12 protein-coding genes and 2 tRNA genes are annotated in these 16,439 nt (G+C 54.5%); 6 read left to right on the forward strand and 8 right to left on the reverse strand.

The window, feature by feature from the left end:
• Positions 1 to 603: 603 nt before the first annotated feature.
• From CLU88_RS22750 to CLU88_RS22760, 4 genes are all read left to right on the forward strand, one after another.
• Positions 604 to 1,065: a hypothetical protein gene (locus tag CLU88_RS22750; protein WP_143225966.1), complete on the forward strand. Its 462-nt coding sequence runs from the start codon at positions 604 to 606 to the stop codon at positions 1,063 to 1,065.
• A gap of 434 nt (positions 1,066 to 1,499) precedes the next feature.
• A complete protein-coding gene (locus CLU88_RS07985; RefSeq protein ID WP_099656136.1) occupies positions 1,500 to 2,390 on the forward strand; it encodes a MobA/MobL family protein in 891 nt (296 codons plus the stop codon).
• 195 nt (positions 2,391 to 2,585) lie between these two features.
• Positions 2,586 to 3,284, forward strand: coding sequence for a hypothetical protein (locus tag CLU88_RS22755; RefSeq protein WP_143225967.1), 699 nt, complete (start codon positions 2,586 to 2,588; stop codon positions 3,282 to 3,284).
• Entirely contained in the window at positions 3,281 to 4,060 is a 780-nt protein-coding gene (locus CLU88_RS22760; RefSeq protein WP_143225968.1) for a hypothetical protein, read from the forward strand. The genes CLU88_RS22755 and CLU88_RS22760 overlap by 4 nt, the downstream gene beginning before the upstream one ends.
• A 1,224-nt stretch (positions 4,061 to 5,284) precedes the next feature.
• Here CLU88_RS22760 and CLU88_RS07995 read toward each other — a convergent pair.
• Positions 5,285 to 6,346: an AbiJ-NTD4 domain-containing protein gene (locus CLU88_RS07995; RefSeq protein WP_099656138.1), complete on the reverse strand. Its 1,062-nt coding sequence runs from the start codon at positions 6,344 to 6,346 to the stop codon at positions 5,285 to 5,287.
• A 127-nt stretch (positions 6,347 to 6,473) separates the two neighbouring features.
• Complete coding sequence (locus CLU88_RS22765; protein WP_143225969.1) at positions 6,474 to 7,124, reverse strand: hypothetical protein; 651 nt, start codon at positions 7,122 to 7,124, stop codon at positions 6,474 to 6,476.
• Positions 7,125 to 7,476: 352 nt separating this feature from the next.
• Between CLU88_RS22765 and CLU88_RS08000 the strand changes: the two genes are divergently transcribed.
• Positions 7,477 to 8,922 (forward strand): IS1182 family transposase, encoded by a 1,446-nt coding sequence (locus CLU88_RS08000; RefSeq protein ID WP_099656139.1) that lies wholly within the window; start codon positions 7,477 to 7,479, stop codon positions 8,920 to 8,922.
• 250 nt (positions 8,923 to 9,172) lie between these two features.
• The gene (locus CLU88_RS08005) at positions 9,173 to 10,783 is read left to right on the forward strand and encodes a hypothetical protein (RefSeq protein WP_199173433.1); all 1,611 of its coding nucleotides are present in this window, start codon (positions 9,173 to 9,175) and stop codon (positions 10,781 to 10,783) included.
• Between the two features lie 670 nt (positions 10,784 to 11,453).
• Here the strand turns inward: CLU88_RS08005 and CLU88_RS08010 are convergent.
• The 6 genes from CLU88_RS08010 to pgsA all read right to left on the reverse strand — a co-directional run bounded on the left by CLU88_RS08010 (position 11,454) and on the right by pgsA (position 16,401).
• Complete coding sequence (locus CLU88_RS08010) at positions 11,454 to 12,581, reverse strand: site-specific integrase (protein WP_158235587.1); 1,128 nt, start codon at positions 12,579 to 12,581, stop codon at positions 11,454 to 11,456.
• A 450-nt stretch (positions 12,582 to 13,031) separates the two neighbouring features.
• Positions 13,032 to 13,107: transfer RNA gene (locus tag CLU88_RS08015), tRNA-His, on the reverse strand.
• A gap of 60 nt (positions 13,108 to 13,167) precedes the next feature.
• Positions 13,168 to 15,081 carry a SurA N-terminal domain-containing protein gene (locus tag CLU88_RS08020; RefSeq protein ID WP_099656141.1) on the reverse strand — a complete coding sequence of 638 codons (1,914 nt, stop codon included), beginning with the start codon at positions 15,079 to 15,081 and terminating at the stop codon, positions 13,168 to 13,170.
• 58 nt (positions 15,082 to 15,139) lie between these two features.
• Positions 15,140 to 15,215 (reverse strand) — tRNA-Val (locus CLU88_RS08025).
• A gap of 15 nt (positions 15,216 to 15,230) precedes the next feature.
• A complete protein-coding gene (locus tag CLU88_RS08030; protein WP_099658722.1) occupies positions 15,231 to 15,503 on the reverse strand; it encodes an HU family DNA-binding protein in 273 nt (90 codons plus the stop codon).
• 331 nt (positions 15,504 to 15,834) lie between these two features.
• The gene (pgsA, locus tag CLU88_RS08035; protein WP_099656142.1) at positions 15,835 to 16,401 is read right to left on the reverse strand and encodes a CDP-diacylglycerol--glycerol-3-phosphate 3-phosphatidyltransferase; all 567 of its coding nucleotides are present in this window, start codon (positions 16,399 to 16,401) and stop codon (positions 15,835 to 15,837) included.
• Between the last annotated feature and the right edge of the window lie 38 nt (positions 16,402 to 16,439).

A 16,439-nucleotide genomic window follows, 5' to 3' on the forward strand; every position in this document is an offset into this window, starting at 1 on the left:
AACTCTTTTAAAGTTCAAACAGGTCGAAACAATCGGCCGTCCATAGTTGTGTTTGATTGCCACACTCGAAGCCTGCGGCTTCGGGATGCTCGGTTTTTGCCTGACGCACAGTCAGCCTAGACCACCCCCCAGCGCTTTGCGCGGGCGGTGTTCTGGGATGCAAGGCAAGGTCCAAGCGGTGACAAATTGCCCGCTCGGGAGCTCTGACTCCCGAACACGTTCAGTCATTGGCGGCTGGACGATGCGTCTGGCGGCGAGACGCACAAAACACAACTATGGTCGGCGCCTGCCATGGCGCCGAGTGACTGTGAACATCACTCCAAAATCAAGCTTACCGGTCGCAACGATCGGTGTCGACGAACTTTCAATAATCGTGCGGCAAAGTCGGTCCGTGGTTCTGCGAACCATGCGCCTGAACCCCGAGCGGTTACCCCACCCCGCACGCCGCGTTGGGCGTAACTATATTTGGCTGCCCGACGAAGTTGAGAGTTGGCTTCGCGCAGGGAGTCAGGCCGCACACCAACCTAGCATTGCAGCACCCGCCCCCGGACAAAAAAGAGGCCGTGGCAGGCCTCGCAAGGAACTGAGCCGTGGGGGTGAAAAATGAACGCCAGAGCACGGCTTGTTTTGGTTCGAAATGAGCACCAGGACCCGGCTGAAATTCAGCTTGAATTTGCGCACGACTGTGCGATCACGGATTCGGAGAAAGCATTTCTGTCGCGCTTTTTGACGCACCACCCGGATGCACAAATCATTGTCGACGAGCTAGCAGGGCAAGTCCGGCAGCGCGGTCGTGGCAAACCCGGAATTAAAAACCCACGAGCATTGGCGGCACTTCTGGCGCGCGAGGCTACACGCTGCGGCACTGATTATTGGTACAACTGGCAGTCTGAAGCAGAGCTTCGCAAGGCTGAGGGTACAACCTCCAAACCAACACAGCCCGTATCTACACAGATGGCTCGGCCCGAGACGATCGCCGCTGCGCGACTCGAAGCCCAGAAGATAAGAGAAAGACACGCTGAGCGCCGGCTGCAGCTGCAGCTTTTGCAAGGGGGCAAAAAATGACCACGCCTCGGCAGCAAAGAATACTTCAGCTGGAGAAAAAACTAGCTGAACTCAAGGCTAGGGCGCGAGCTGAAGAAGCGCGCCAGCGTGCTACTCAGGGTAAGGTCGAACGCGCACGGGACACGCGCCGGAAAATTTTAGTCGGCGCGTTTTTGCTCGATCAACTTGGCCGAGATGGTGCAGCGCAGCTTGTCGTGCAAGGTCGGGCGTTCTCATCATGGGTGAGTCGGACGGATGACCGCGCCCTTTTCGACCTTCCGCCCTCTTCGTCTGCGCCCGGGTCTGGAGCCGCGCCATGACTGCGTGCCGCACCCAAACTCCCATGTGCCAAAAGGCACAGGGCGCACATACCGGTTTCATTTCACAATGTGAAATGAAACCGTGTGCGGCGGGTGGCTGCGCCCCCCTGCTCCCCTGCAGCGCAGGTGAATAGCATGGCTATTTTTCACCTGCGCGCGAGGACTGCTTCGCGCGCTGGCGGAGCGAGCGCAGCTGCAAGCGCAGCCTACGTTTTGCGGCTGGGCAAGTACAAAAAAGCGGGCCTCGACCGCTGCATTTTTTCGCAGGCCGGGAACATGCCAAATTGGGCCTCAGGTCCAAACAAGCGACTCGAGTACTGGCAGGCGGCAGATCTACATGAGAGAGCAAACGGCAGGCTCTTCAAAAGCCTGGAATTTGCTCTCCCGATCGAGTTAAGCCCGGCCAAACAATTTGACCTTGCGCTTCAGTTTTGCGAACGGGTAGCGCGAACAGACGAAGGCGTCCCACTTCCGTTTCTACTCGCAGCACATGAGGGCAAGGGGGGCAACCCACATGTCCATTTGATGGTGAGTGAGCGGGTGAATGACGGGTGCGACCGCGACTCAAAAACATGGTTCACCAGAGCTGCGGCCAGAGGAAAAAATCCGGCGAGCGGTGGAGCCAGAAAAACGGAAGACCTCAAGCCGCAGGAGTGGCTAATTAAAACGCGTGCACTCTTGGCTGAGCTTACAAACAAAGCACTTGCACGGGCGGGCTTTGCTGCGCGAGTGGACCACCGAAGCCTAGTTGACCAAGGCATCGTAAATCGAGAGCCAGGTCAACACCTCGGCCCAACAGCCTCGGCGCGCCTGCGGCGCGGTGTCGGTTCGCGCCGCCGGGACGATCTAAACGTCCATGACCGCCCCCAGCGGAAACGCGAAATCGATGACGAAGCGCGCCAGATAGAGCGGGAGCTGGTCAGCCTGGGTTGGTCACCAAAACCCACACCGCACCTCGTCCCAATTCAATCTAAATCAATTCAAAAACGGAGTAATTCAAATGAACTTGAATCACCTTCCATATGAAAATTCCGATATTTTTGTTATTCAGAAAAGAATATATCGCAGAGGTCGCAAATGTACATGGAAGACCATATCAGAACCCATCCCCTATCGGCAGGCGTTTGAGCAACTTCTCAAAATGCCACCGGAGACAACACGCTTATTAACTGAAGCCCCTGATTTGATGGTTTTTGGCGCAACCTGCAAGGAACACAACTAATGTCTATCTTGATCCAAAAAAACAAAAAACAACAACTTCTCTCCAATGATGAAAGAGCGGAGATTTGGAAAAAACCAGGCCCAATTGATTGCTCATTAGCGCATAGAATTTTCTACGAGGTCGATGATGGCAATTTCATTGCCAATTTGAAAAGCTTTAAATGGTGGAGTGATGCAAGCAATGGACTTCTTCAAATCGACAAAGAAAAAGACTACCTTGCTGATGATCAATTTTCAGAGCGCCTTGTAAATGCAATCGGGTGGCAATACGTTGATCAAGACGCTGAGGATCTAGTCACAAAACTACAAGACGATCGTAATGATCTGCAAGACGTTCAAGACATTCTCAGCACTTTCTTCTCAAAGCATGCAGGCCAAATACAAATGGCGTATTTATGTTCGGAGGCACATCAATTTTTCTCACTAGAACGAGGAGAAATGCCCAAGCTGGAACACCACATCGCGGAGTTAATCATCAAACATGGTGTCGATGATGGCCTGAGCTACATTCATCAAAGCAATATAGCAAAGGGTTTAACAGAGCCATTCTCAAACCCTCATATATTTTTTGAATTTTTCAAAAACTTTATTTACTCATTGATTAATGTTTTTGCTCCAGTAGTTCACCAAAAGAAGCTAGAGGCTAACGCACAGGATGAAAAATCCAGCGGTGAGCAAAGTTCTGGGGTTGAGCCATGAGCGAGCAAGTCTCTGTTTGCGAATATGCGCCTGTTGATCAAGCAAAGAGTAAGTGGCTGAACAATATTCTTTTACCTCTTGTTGACGCTTGCCGCTTCGAAAGAAAAATTGAAGTAACCATATCACCGCTACACACAGGCAAATACCCCTGCGCCGGCATGAGCCCTGTTCGGCACTTTCGCGGATTAAAACCATTCATTTACTTGAGTGGGCAATATCAATTTTGGAGAAAAGAAACAATAGCATGCATCTATTTGCATGAATGCGCACACAAACTAATAGACATTGCAGGAATAAAAAGAAATGAATATCCCAAAGAGTCGCATGGCCCAATATTTTTACTCGTTGAGATGGTATTATTTAATCGAGCAGATCAAGCATCAAACCTAGAGCACAAACTATTTTCACGAATTAATTTCTATGATTTTTCCGACCAACCATATTTACCTGACGAGGCATCAGAGCACGAATACATTTGGCGTCCGCTAGTGCTCCAGTTTGCACTATCGAACTACGAATCCCTCGCAAACTCTGATCTATCGGCAGAGCAAATTGCGGAAAAAGCATGGGATCTCTGGGATGATTTTCGCATTGACAAAATAATTATAGAAAACAGGAAAAACAAAGAAATAGAGGAATTGGAAAAATCAAAATCACAACTGCGAGAACAAAACTCAAAACTGAGAAATCAACTCACCGCTTTTATAATGTTGATATTTGTCTTACCCATGATTGGTGTTGGCGCTTATTTAATGAGTCTTTTGCGAGCGAGCTAGCTACTCATTCCAGGGCACGCCCCGCCCAAAGGGCGGGGCCGGGCTCTTGCCCAAAGGGTGAAGCCCGCAAGCAGTCTTCATCGGCCTGCGACCGACTAACGATCCCTCGTGCAGAGGGACGCCTGAAGGCCTCCCCCTCGGCCAAGCCCTCACCCCCTAACGCCCCCTGCAAGGCGCTACGCGCCATGCTGTGCAAATTAGCGGCTGCTTCGCGCCGAGAAGCGCTCGCCGCGCGGCGTCCGTTGCCCGTCAAAGAGCGCGCCCAGCACCATTCCCATGAGTTTTCGCCTCGGAGGCCAACGCTAACCCATGACCGGCCCCAGGGGGCCTTTGGGCTTGTGCAGGGGGTATCCGTAAAGCAGAGCTTTACAAACCCTCCCCCTGCACAAGCCCAATCACGGGTTTGCGTATGGCACGGCGAAGAACTCAGGGGAACGGTGCAAGCAGGGGCCACTTGCACGGGCAACAGACAACAGTTGTTCCGGCTCTGAATCTAGCGGCCCGGTGCATAACAACCACAGGAGAAAAATCGATGCGAAACGCCAAGCGCTTTAATAGTCAAGCTAACTCAAATTGACTCATTTTTAGTCAATTTGAGTCAACTGGCCTTATGTTGATTAGAAGAAAAACCACCAGCGCGATGCGCAGGCGCTCTTCTACGGCAGAATTCGGCCAGAACCTGTCATTCGTAACCGCAATCCAAAATGGACATCACACGAATTCAGCGCTCAGTTTTCTACCGCTATCAGCACGTGACCGGCCCAAAGTGCGTTCTGGTTTCCGTTCGGTTTGGAAAAAGTCCACCGGATGGCCCAACGTTGATTCGGCTACTTGCGATGAACCGGACAGAAACTGCGGTCCAGTTTGATCTGTCGAATCACGTGTCCGAGATACTTGCTGGGGTCGCTCGGGCGAATTCTGAGAATGGAAGTCGCCTTGAAGTCGAGTCTATTGAGGTTGTCCCTGACGACTACCCAGGAAAGGGGCAGGCCGAGCACGTCGCATACCAAATCGCCATGGCCGTGGGTCGTGGAGAGGTGTAGCCGCAGTCGGCCAGGAGCAGCCGGTCACCGCAAATGAATGCGGACGCTCAACGGTCGAGCTAAGCGGGCGACGACGGCAGGACGCCAAGCCCGGGCTGGCGAAAATGTACCGCGTACCGCTAGACCGGGCCTGGCGTCCTGCCGTTGGCGCTCCGCTTGAGCGAGGAATTAGGCGTCGCCTTCACATCCTGCGGACGAGCGTACGAACCCAAGACATTGCCGTTTCTATAGCCCAGTCGGTTTGGGCTAGCGAGAGTGCGGGCATTGGCTCTGAGCCGGGGCCATGCCCGAGAGAGTTACGGACCTTGCGAAAGTAGTCCTTCAGCATCTCGCCTTCCCAAACTGCGATAAAGCCACCATTGCTCTTGCTCATGAGGTTATCAATGTACGCGGCTGCGCCATTCTCATTGCCCCTGGTCCAACTCTTCGCGTCGGACACGATCTTGATCGCGCTCTCCAGGGCCTTCGCGGCGAAGATGGCAGGATCCTTATCGTTGGAGTCACGGCGATCAAGGGCCTCCTTTATGTCAATGTCGACGTTGCGCCATATCGGATCGGCGACAAGTTGCCAAAAGGGCTTCGCGACTTGTTGCTCAATGGTCTGATCGAGAGAAACCTGAACGAAGCCATTGTGATATGTCAGAGGTGCCGACGCTCGACGAAACCTTTCATTCAGTTCATCTACCTGTGATTGAAACGTCGCATTCAATGTGGCGTTCCAAGCCTTGGCGCTATCGACGGCGCTTCCCGGTAGGCGGAGTCCCCGGGAGAGTGTGCTATCTCGCAACTTCGCATCCATCAGCGTCTGAGGGAGCCGTGCATTCGCTTGGGCGATCTCTTCTTCGCGCAGGCGCATGGCTAGTTCAATGAAGCTGAGGCGCTCCTTGATGAAGTTATCCGGGTTTGCCAATCCGGCTGGCGGGAGTGCCTGTACGAACTGCTCACACGCATAGTCCCAGCCGAAGAAGCCGGAGACGGGCCAGTCTTGACCCATTGGGCCTTTCTGTGTGTACGAGTAGTACCGCCGAGTTAACTCGTCAACGCCAAGTTCGCGAGCAAGGCGATCGTGCAGAAGCTTCCACTTCGCTTTATTCGCCTCGATCTCCTTCCCGTCCGTACTGTAGTAGGGAAAGATATCTTTAGCTAGCGCGATGGTCTGATTCAAGAGTCGCCTTTCCGACTCCGAGTAGACAGACCAAATTGGATACTTTAGGTACCGATACGCGAAGATGTCAGTGAGCATTGGTGAGGACTTGTGAACTGCCCGCGGGTAGAAGAGGTAGCGGCTGCGACTACTAACGCTGAAGTTTAGTCAGCGGCATAGCCGATTTACTGAACCGTCAGGTTAGCCTGTGGAAGGCTGTCGCCGTTCATGCATTTCCGCGTACTACAGAAACAATTAGGGTGGCATAGAATTTCATGTTGATAACTAAATTGCCAGATTCTTCAAAAACTTGATAAGAGAAAAGATCCTTGAATTCACCGAGCATTTCATATAGCTCCATGTCTTGCTTCGTTAGGCTTTCAATATGCATTAGCTGTTCACGCTTCTCGGGATTTGCAAGCGGATGAATTCCAATAAAAATGGGAAAAACAATCAATCCATCAAGAAGTTTTTTCTTCCCCTTCGAGTGGTGGTAATAGATTCCTCTAGCTATCTTGTCTAGCGCCTCATTTAGAAGTTTGATATCTATAGGGGCAGAGTCTTCTATAAGAAATTCTTGATCCGTCTTCTTAATCCCAAAATTCGGAAGGTTTCTACTATCATTTTTTACGTGCCGAACAAGCCCGCGGACTGTACTTGCCAAGACATCGCTTGGAGTAGATTTTGCGGAAGCCGCTAGAATAAACTTAAGGTATTCATCTGACTTAGACTTATTTTGGTTGTGTTCTTGACAAGATGGAACAATTATGGGCGTCGTATTTGAGAACAAACCTTTGGGGAAAAGATTTTTCGGTGGAACATGGTCACCCTGTCCAACAGCGGGATTGTCACAGCAGTAGCAAGTAGTTGAGTTCACTGAAAGCCTAACGTGATTTAGATCGAAAAACCTGTGGGATGTAACAGACTATGCTGGGTATTATGGACACTGTTTGCTCTTGGAGTTGGCTTACAGCTTCGGTTTGCGGTCAGTGTGCACAGGTATAAAAATCCCCGCCAAACCCCGCAAGCTTCTACGTATAGTTTGCTAGTAGGTCCGCACCGGGCGCGTAGGCGCCGCGATTTGCACGGCCAGCCAGTAGCTAGCGAATCAACGGCAGCTTTGGGGTAGTTCTGTCAAATGGCGGCTTTGGGCCGAGGCTGTGTGAAAACCCAACCCCCAACCGCTGCCCAAAACTAAAATAATGGCACCCGATTCAAGCGAGGTGCCCATGAAGCGATTCATCGAAGGCGAAGACCGACAACAGCTCACCCTGCTGCCTGAGTGCCTGGACGACTACATCTGCGAGGACAACCAAGTGCGGGTTGTTGATGTCTTTGTCGAAGAGTTGGATCTTGGGGCACTGGGCTTCGATGGGGTCCATCCTGCTGTCACTGGCCGGCCCGCGTACCACCCGGCCTTGCTGCTCAAACTGTACATCTACGGGTACTTGAACCGTATCCAGTCGAGCCGCCGCTTGGAGCGTGAAGCCCAGCGCAATGTTGAGCTGATGTGGCTGACAGGGCGCCTTGCGCCAGACTTCAAGACCATCGCCGACTTCCGTCGAAGCAACGGTGCTGGCATCCGCAACGTCTGCAAGCGCTTCATCGCCCTGTGCCGACAGTTGAACCTCTTCTCGCAGGCCATCGTGGCGATTGACGGCAGCAAGTTCAAGGCCGTCAACAGCCGCGACCGCAACTTCACACCCGGCAAGATCGAAGCCCGCCAGCAGCAGATCGAGCAGAGCATCCAGCGTTACCTGGAAGCGCTGGAGACTGCCGATCGCACGCAGCCTACAGAGGTTGAAGCCAAGACAGAACGGCTGCAAGAGAAGCTAAAAAAGTTGCGTGAGCAGATGCGGCAACTCGATGGGCTCAAGGAGCAATTGAAGAACCTGCCCGATAGCCAGATATCACTCACCGACCCCGATGCACGTTCGACGGCCACCCAGGCCAAGGGATCGGGCCTGGTGGGCTACAACGTGCAGACCGCTGTCGATGCCAGGCACCATCTGATCGTCGCGCACGAGGTCACTAACGTCGGCAATGACCGCGCGCAGTTGCACCACATGGCCTGCGCTGCAGACCAGGCCATGGGATGCGAGAACCTGCAGGCCTTTGCCGATCGAGGCTACTTCAGTGGTCCACAGCTCAAGGCCTGCGAGGACGCTGGCATCACGACCTTCGTGCCCAAGCCGAAGACGTCCAACGCAAAGGCCGAAGGGCGCTTCGACAAGGCCGACTTCATCTATATCGCCAAGGATGACGAGTACCAGTGCCCTGCAGGCGAGCGTGCGATCTATCGCTTCAAAACGATCGAAAAGGGCCTGAACCTGAGCGTCTATTGGTCAAGTGCCTGCCCAAAGTGTCCGCTCAAATCCAAGTGCACGACCAGTAGCAACCGGCGCATTCGCCGATGGGAGCACGAAGAGGTTCTGGAGCGCGTTCAGCAACGATTGGACAGTAACCACGAGGCCATGACGTTGAGAAGGTCAACGGTAGAGCACGTCTTCGGCACGCTCAAGCATTGGATGGGCTCGACGCACTTCTTGATGAAGACCCTCAAGCACGTGGGCACAGAGATGAGCCTTCATGTGCTGGCCTACAACCTCAAGCGGGTGATGGGCGTAATGGGGATCACGCAGATGATGCAGGCGATGCGGATGGTGAAGGCGTGAAGCCTTTGTTGGCGTTTACAGCCGGCAAAGGCTTCGGGAGGGCGTCAAAAGGCTTCAGGTACGCCGGAAACGGCACTACAGCAATGCTGGTGAAGAATGCGGTGCAAAGCTGCGGTACAGGGCTGGCCCACATGCTCGTTGAGCGTTTCCACACAGCCTCGGCCCATTCCGGCCCCTCACTCCCGGACGACCGGTCATTCCCATCAGTCTCAATCCGATACGATTTGCAGACCTAGTTAATGGAGTTCCAGTGACATCGCAGATCAACCTTGCGCTTCTCAGGATCGCAAAGCGCGCAGAACGACAAGACGATGCGACCCTGGCTCGAACTTTCGTTGACTTCGGAGCAGTGGTCGCTGCACTGTCTTCGGTAGATCACCACATCATCTTCGGCCGACGCGGGACTGGGAAAACGCATCTGTTGACTGTCCTGCGCAAAGGTCGTGAGCAAGACGGCACGGTCGCGATGCAACTCGACATGCGCAATCTTGGATCGACTGGAGGCGTCTACGCGGATCCATCGATTCCTGTCGCGCAGAGGGCGACCCGGCTTCTTATCGACGTGCTCGCCGCTATTCACGGGCAACTTTTTGAGCAGGCAGTTGCCAATGAGGGGCGTGTGGACTTAGGAGTTGCAGGCCCGGCACTTGATGAGTTCTTTGAGGCTCATCGGGCCGTAAGGGTAGTCGGCACTACGACTGTCGAGACTATGGCCGCTGCGGAGAGTTCATACGGTGCGGAAGCGAAGGTTGGCGCGACCTTGTCGTTGTCTGCGGCCAACCTTGTCGGCGATTTCAAGGTAACAGATGCAGGCAAGGAAGCTGTTACTGCGAAAAAGACTGTGATGGGTCAAGAAATACATCGCGTCAATTTCGGAAGCGTTGGGAATGCGCTGCGGAGGATCGTGGAGACGCTGCCAAACAGGCGGATGTGGCTTCTGATAGACGAGTGGAGCGAAGTGCCACTTGACCTTCAACCTATGCTTGCGGACCTCTTGAGGCGTGCTGTACTGCCGATTAAAGGGGTGACGGTCAAGATCGCGGCCATCGAGCAGCGGAGCCGATTCATGGTCCCGGACGCAAGTGTCGGCCACGTCGGTATCGAGCTGGGCGCAGATGTGTCGACCACTGTGAATCTCGACGACTACATGGTTTTCGACAATGACGACCAGAAGGCTGTGGCATTTTTCCGATCATTGATCTACAAGCATGCATGCGCCGAACTAGAAGACGCTAAGGCTACTCTTCCGAAGGACGAGGCCTCATTGATCGCGGAAGGCTTCACCCAAAGCAATGCGTTCGACGAAGTGGTCCGAGCCTGTGAAGGCGTGCCGCGAGATGCCATCAACATCCTTAGCGCCGCTGCCCAGCGGGCGAACGATGCGACAATTTCAATTGGGGACGTGCGAAATGCAGCACAGAGCTGGTATCTCGGCAGCAAGGACGCTGCCGTATCGGCACACTACGAAGGCAAGCGCCTGCTGATGTGGTTGATCGACAAGGTGATCAAGGAGCGGCGCGCAAAGGGTTTCTTGCTTGAGAGCGGCGTGCGCGACCCATTGATTGACTTTCTTTACGATGAACGCGTACTGCACGTGCTTCGGAAGGGGATCTCCGCAAAGGATCAGCCCGGACGGCGATACACCGTCTACGGCATCGATTACGGCTGCTATATCGACTTGATCTCTACTGCGCGGGCGCCGCAAGGCGTACTGGATCTCGGTGATGTGACAGCGGACTATTCCGTAACTGTCCCACACACGGACCTAAGATCGATCCGGCGCTGCATCCTCGACCTCCCAGAGTTCTATCAAACAGCTTCGCCTGCGGCGCATACGCCTACCGAAGAAGGTCGGAGCTGACATCCGGCGATTGATCGCTGGATGTCGGCTTTCAGGATATTTACCGTATGTCGCCTTCTGGCCGAGGCTGTGTGAAAACGCGCATTCGGCCCTCCGTTTAACGACCCAATCAGAAATCGACCACTCAGAAGGGCCTACAACGCATGATCTCGATGCGAGCAATGGTTCAAGCACCCCCACAAAATTCAGCCCTCGACGTTTTCACACAGCCTCGGCCGCTTGCGGCCGCTGACCGAGGATACCTGCTGTGGGTGTTCATGGTGCCGGGCTGGCCGGTCACCATCGCCGGAATGTGCAGCCGGCCAAGCCCTTCGTTGGTATGCCGTTTGAGAGTCAAGCTTACACGTCTGTGGCTCCTACTTCCGCAGGCGATCGAAGGCCGGTTTTTACCTTGAGTGGCAGGCTAAGAATCCATCTTCTGAATGACAAAGGGGACCCGCTCGCCGACCTTGTGTCGGCTCTGCGGGGCTGGGGGTATGGGGGTGCAAATCCCCCATGTCAACCGTTGAACACCCCCGTGCCCTCCGCAAGGAAGCACTGTTTTTGCGCCCCTTCTTCTGTGGATAACTTTGTCCACAATTCGCTCTGAAACGGAGAAACCGGTAGTTGTTGTTGTTATTTATATTTAAATAACAACAACAACAACAACACGTGCGCGCACGCACGACGCTCACCCAAGCTTTGCAGCAAGGCGCTCTGCATCCATTTTTGTGTAGACCCGCAGCATCGACAATGTCTTGTGACCTGTCATGCTGGCCACCTCCATGATGCCGAGCCCTTTTTCAAAAAGCCGAGAGGTAGCCTCGCGGCGCAAATCGTGAAAGCGCAGATCGCTTAAAAAATCTGGCTCCCGTCGTTCTTCAGGCACAGCCTCTTCATAAATCCGCACGGCACGGCCCTTGCAGCGGCGCCAGGCGTTCTCAAACGAGTCGTCAGCCACCCACCCCCAAACCCTACCGTCTATGCGCCTTGGAAGGCCATCCAAGGCAGCCACCGCCACCGATGAAAGGGCAACGGTTCGGGACTCTCCATTTTTGCTCGTAGGCAGGTGAACGATTCGCCTCTGCAGATCGACCAGTGGCCAGCGCATGGCGAGCAGTTCGCCAAGACGCATGCTCGTTTCGATCGCCACGGTGATGATGCAAGCCAAATCGGGATGCGGTGAAAGCTTCGCTGCCTTCGTCAGCCATTCGAGCTCACTTCCGCGCAAGCGCCGGTCGCGTGGCTTTGCCAACTTTGGCCGGGTGACGAGGCGCAACGGGTTTTCAGGCAAATGCACCCCCAAGGATCGACGTGAGAACTCAACCAACGCTGAAAAGGCGTTGAGGTGGTGGTGGATGGTCTGCACGCTCAGATCCAGTCTTGAAAGCTTGCCACACCACTCGGTGAGCTCGGACACCTTCAGCGCTGTGACGTACTTTCGGCCAAACTCTTCTTCGATCCGCACGAGCTGGGCATGGCGCGCCTGGCCACCATTGGCCAAGTGCGGCAGGGCATCCGCTCTGTAGACCTTGATGGCTTCAGAGACCGTGACCTTCTGAGCCGATCCGGTGAGTTGTTCAAGGGTATCCAACCCCTTGGCTCGTTTGATTTCCCGCTCGAACGCCTCAGCCTGCGAGCGCAGATGGAAGGTGCGCGTTACGGCCTGCTGCCCTGCGGGCTCGTAGCGCACCATGTACGAATTTTGACCATTTTTCCGCTTGCGAACGACGATAGCCATGAATGCCTCAATCAGGATGCTGATCCGCACATTTTCCGCACATTTGTGCAGGAAAAAATGTGAGAATGCGGTATGCATCGGCATTACAACGGTTTTACATATAGCCTTCTAAGCAATAGGTCGGGGGTTCGAGTCCCTCCGGGCAGGCCAATCCAGTCAGGTCATGCGAAACATCCAAGGACGATGTTGCCCATGGCGATGGCACTCCTCCAGATCAAAGATGAGCCCGCAAGAATGGGTTGAAATCACCCTGGCAACACTCTATCGGCTGGCCGCATTTGCAGTCTTCAATTTAACGGAAGATGCAGCATTGCTTGCTCTGGTGTTTTGTTAGTCAAGTGCAGCAGGTCAAAACCCGCAACGACAGCACCTCGACACCACCAAGCAAATTGAACCGCCATCGGTGGCCTGTTTGCACAGCAGCAGGCGCCAGAGCCCAGCCCTACTGAAGCAGCACACAAACTGCACCGATAACGCCGAACCAAAAACAAGAAAACCCGCAGTGCTTTCACACTGCGGGTTTTTATTTGGGGTGGCTGATGGGGCTCGAACCCACGACAACAGGAATCACAATCCTGGACTCTACCAACTGAGCTACAGCCACCGTAGACTCAAATTATAACGGAAATTTGAGCACTCCAATCAACTTCAAGAACTTTCTATGTCAAATAGCGGACGCTTGTGGACGCGTGGGCTTGATCTGCACCTTGAAACGCTCCTTGAGCATTTCATAGTAAGCGAAACCTTCGGCCGTGATCCACCACTGCTGCAATTGCTGGCGTTGTTGCGCCGTTTGCTGGGCGTCTGCAGTCTCACGGGGCAATATGCGCGACACCTTCACCAAGGCAGCGCCTTGAGCACCAAGGTCTGCAACCACCCACGCAGGCAATCCATCTGGAGAGACGCGCAAGGCCGCGTCCAACACTTGGCGAGGCTGACCTTGGGTCTGGTCACGAGAAACCGTCACAGCAGCCGAAAGACCGGTCGCAGCGGCTGCATTGGCAGTCCATGCAGCCTTCTTGGCCTCTGCATCCTTGCGGGCAAGCTCCAGCGACTTTTCTTGCACATGCAGGCTGCGGGCACGGTCGCGGACCTCAGTCAAAGGAAGCGTACGGGCAGGCGCATAGGTAGAAACGCGCCCAGCCACCAGTTGACTAGGACCCACTTCGACAGCGCTGGTGTTGCGCTTTCCTTCGATGGAATCACTGGAAAACAAGGCTTCCAAAAACTTGGCATTGGCCAGGGGGCCGGTCACACCAGCCGCGGGAACCCGGGTTACTCCATCTGCCGTTTGAATCTTGAGTTTCAAACTGTCCGCCACAGGCTTGAGGCTGTCTGGCTGCTCATACACACTGTTCGTGAACAACTCTGCCACCTCGGCAAATTTGCGCTGGGCTTGTTGCTGCTTGAGTTCAGCTTCCAGCGAAGGACGCAGTTCCTCAAAAGACGGCTGGCGAGGGGTTTTGACGTCCGTCAGCAAAATGATGTGATAGCCGAAATCCGACTCCACCACATCACTGATATCGCCTTTCTTCATGGAGAAAGCGGCTTCCTCGAAAGGCTTGACCATGGCGCCGCGGCCAAAGAAATTCAGATCACCACCAACGATTGCAGAACCGGTGTCCTGCGAGGACTTCTTGGCCACTTCAGCAAACGAGCCTGGCGCCTTGCGAACTTGCGCCAGCAACTCTTCGGCGCGGGCCTTGGCCTTCTCGCGCTCCGCAGCAGGAGCATCCTTGGTTGCGCTGATCAGGATATGGCTGGCACGGCGCTCTTCTTTTGCCGCCAGACGGGTCAGATTTTCTTTGTAGTAAGTGCGCAGATCATCCTCGTTGACGCGAATGCTGCCACGCACGCTGTCCAAATCCAGCACCACGTATTCGACTGCAGCCTGCTCTTGCTGCTGAAAGCGCGCACTGTTGGCTTGGTAGAAAGCCTCTACATCAGCGTCGCTGGGATTGACCTGCTTGGCATAGTCCGTGGCATTGAAGCGGGCCACCTGAATCTCACGGCGTTGATACAAGGAGTCAAAAGCCAGGCGCGTGGCCGAATCTGTGGCAAAGGCCGAGCCCATCACGCCACCCATCACCTGGCTCACAGACAGCTCTCGGCGAACATTCGACTCAAACCCTTCAGGCGTCAGCCCCTGGGCGCCCACCAGCGCGCGATAGGCCTCGGTATCCAGCGAGCCATCTGGTCGTTTCAACCCTGCAATGGCAGGAATGTCTTGCAGCGCACGGGCAAGGCGGGCATCACCCGTCACGAGATGGGCGCTTTGCGCAGCAGCAGCAAACACACGATCACGCACCAAGCGCTCCAGCGTTGCATACCGGGCCTGGGGCGTATCCAGTTGCTTGGGATCCACATTGGGGGACTGCGCGCGGATGCGATCTGTCTCCGTCCTGTGGGCATTGTCCCAATCGGCTTGGGTGATTTTGTGCCCATCAACACGCGCAACCACTGGGCTCTTTTCAGAGAAGTAGTTGCTGTCGATACCCACAAGAACAAACGAAGGAATGACCAGCAAGAACAACAAGAACATCACGATCTTGGAGTGCTTGCGGATGGCTTCAAACATGATCGATCTTTCAGTGACAAAAAGAAAAGGCGAACTTTCGTTCGCCTTTGTTTGATGGTGGTGGGTCCTGACGGACTCGAACCGCCGACCTACTCCGTGTAAAGGAGCCGCTCTACCAACTGAGCTAAGGACCCAGCCTAAAACAATTTTCAGTTCACAGCATCTTTCAATGCTTTACCTGGACGGAACTTTGGAACTTTAGCAGCTTTGATTTTAATCGCATCGCCGGTACGGGGATTACGACCTGTACGCGCAGCGCGCTTGCCGACAGCGAATGTACCAAAACCCACCAAAGACACGGTGCCGCCCTTCTTCAGGGTCTTCTTGACAGCTTCAATCGTCGACTCCAGTGCGCGTGCAGCAGCTGCCTTGGAGATATCGGCGTTGTTAGCGATGTGCTCGATCAATTCGGTTTTGTTCACAAGAAGCCTCTCGGGAAAAACGTTGATGGAATTTGTCTTGGGTATCTGGTCTTCACACGTCAAAGCGCCTCAAAAAGAGGCCTAGATCAATGGACGGGAGAATGACTGGAATACACAGCAATGGCTGCTGCGTCAGATTAAAACCATCGACTTTCCGGGTGTCAATACAACATGCCGTTTGGCGGCGATGTTTGCCTGAATTCTAGTCGCATTTCTCAGCCTGGCCTGGCTTGCTGCGTGTTTTTGTCTCAATCGCGCTGCATGCGCACCTTCACCGATTGACACGGGCACACAGGCCCGAGTGACCTGCAAGCACCGCGCGAACCCAGCGCTATCGAACCCTCGCACGAATCTCCGGAAGGGCTTTTTGCAGGTAGTAAACCATGGACCACACCGTGAGCACAGCGGAGGCCCAGATCAGCCAAGTGCCCCAGACCCCCGTGTCCACCACACCCAGCAAACGGCCGTCGTACAAAAGAAAGGGAATCGCAACCATCTGCACCGTGGTCTTGACCTTACCGATCATGTGCACGGCCACGCTCTTGCTGGCACCGATCTGCGCCATCCATTCGCGCAGGGCCGAGATCGCGATCTCTCGGCCAATGATGATGAGGGCCACAAACACATCGGCACGCTGCAAGTGCACCAGCACCAGCAGCGATGCGCAAACGAGGAATTTGTCAGCCACCGGATCGAGGAAGGCCCCAAACGACGAAGTCTGATTGAGCTTGCGGGCCAGAAAACCATCCAACCAATCGGTGGCAGCAAACACCACAAACATCACCGTGGCGATGAGGTTGCGAGTGGCCGGATCCACCGGCGCATAGAACACTCCGACGATCAAAGGTATCGCGACAATGCGCGTCCAAGTCATCAGGGTCGGTATAGTCCAAAACATGCGGCGATTGTGTCACGCGCCCAAAGCCCTGGCACCAT

Source organism: Acidovorax sp. 56 (assembly GCF_002749705.1).
In the GTDB taxonomy this organism is placed as follows: domain Bacteria; phylum Pseudomonadota; class Gammaproteobacteria; order Burkholderiales; family Burkholderiaceae_C; genus Acidovorax.

Coding starts and splice junctions, on each gene's coding strand:
- CLU88_RS22750 (WP_143225966.1), top strand. CDS start 604: ATGAACGCCAGAGCACGGCTTGTTTTGGTTCGAAATGAGCACCAGGAC.
- CLU88_RS07985 (WP_099656136.1), top strand. CDS start 1,500: ATGGCTATTTTTCACCTGCGCGCGAGGACTGCTTCGCGCGCTGGCGGA.
- CLU88_RS22755 (WP_143225967.1), top strand. CDS start 2,586: ATGTCTATCTTGATCCAAAAAAACAAAAAACAACAACTTCTCTCCAAT.
- CLU88_RS22760 (WP_143225968.1), top strand. CDS start 3,281: ATGAGCGAGCAAGTCTCTGTTTGCGAATATGCGCCTGTTGATCAAGCA.
- CLU88_RS07995 (WP_099656138.1), bottom strand. CDS start 6,346: ATGCTCACTGACATCTTCGCGTATCGGTACCTAAAGTATCCAATTTGG.
- CLU88_RS08000 (WP_099656139.1), top strand. CDS start 7,477: ATGAAGCGATTCATCGAAGGCGAAGACCGACAACAGCTCACCCTGCTG.
- CLU88_RS08010 (WP_158235587.1), bottom strand. CDS start 12,581: ATGCATACCGCATTCTCACATTTTTTCCTGCACAAATGTGCGGAAAAT.
- CLU88_RS08020 (WP_099656141.1), bottom strand. CDS start 15,081: ATGTTTGAAGCCATCCGCAAGCACTCCAAGATCGTGATGTTCTTGTTG.
- pgsA (WP_099656142.1), bottom strand. CDS start 16,401: ATGTTTTGGACTATACCGACCCTGATGACTTGGACGCGCATTGTCGCG.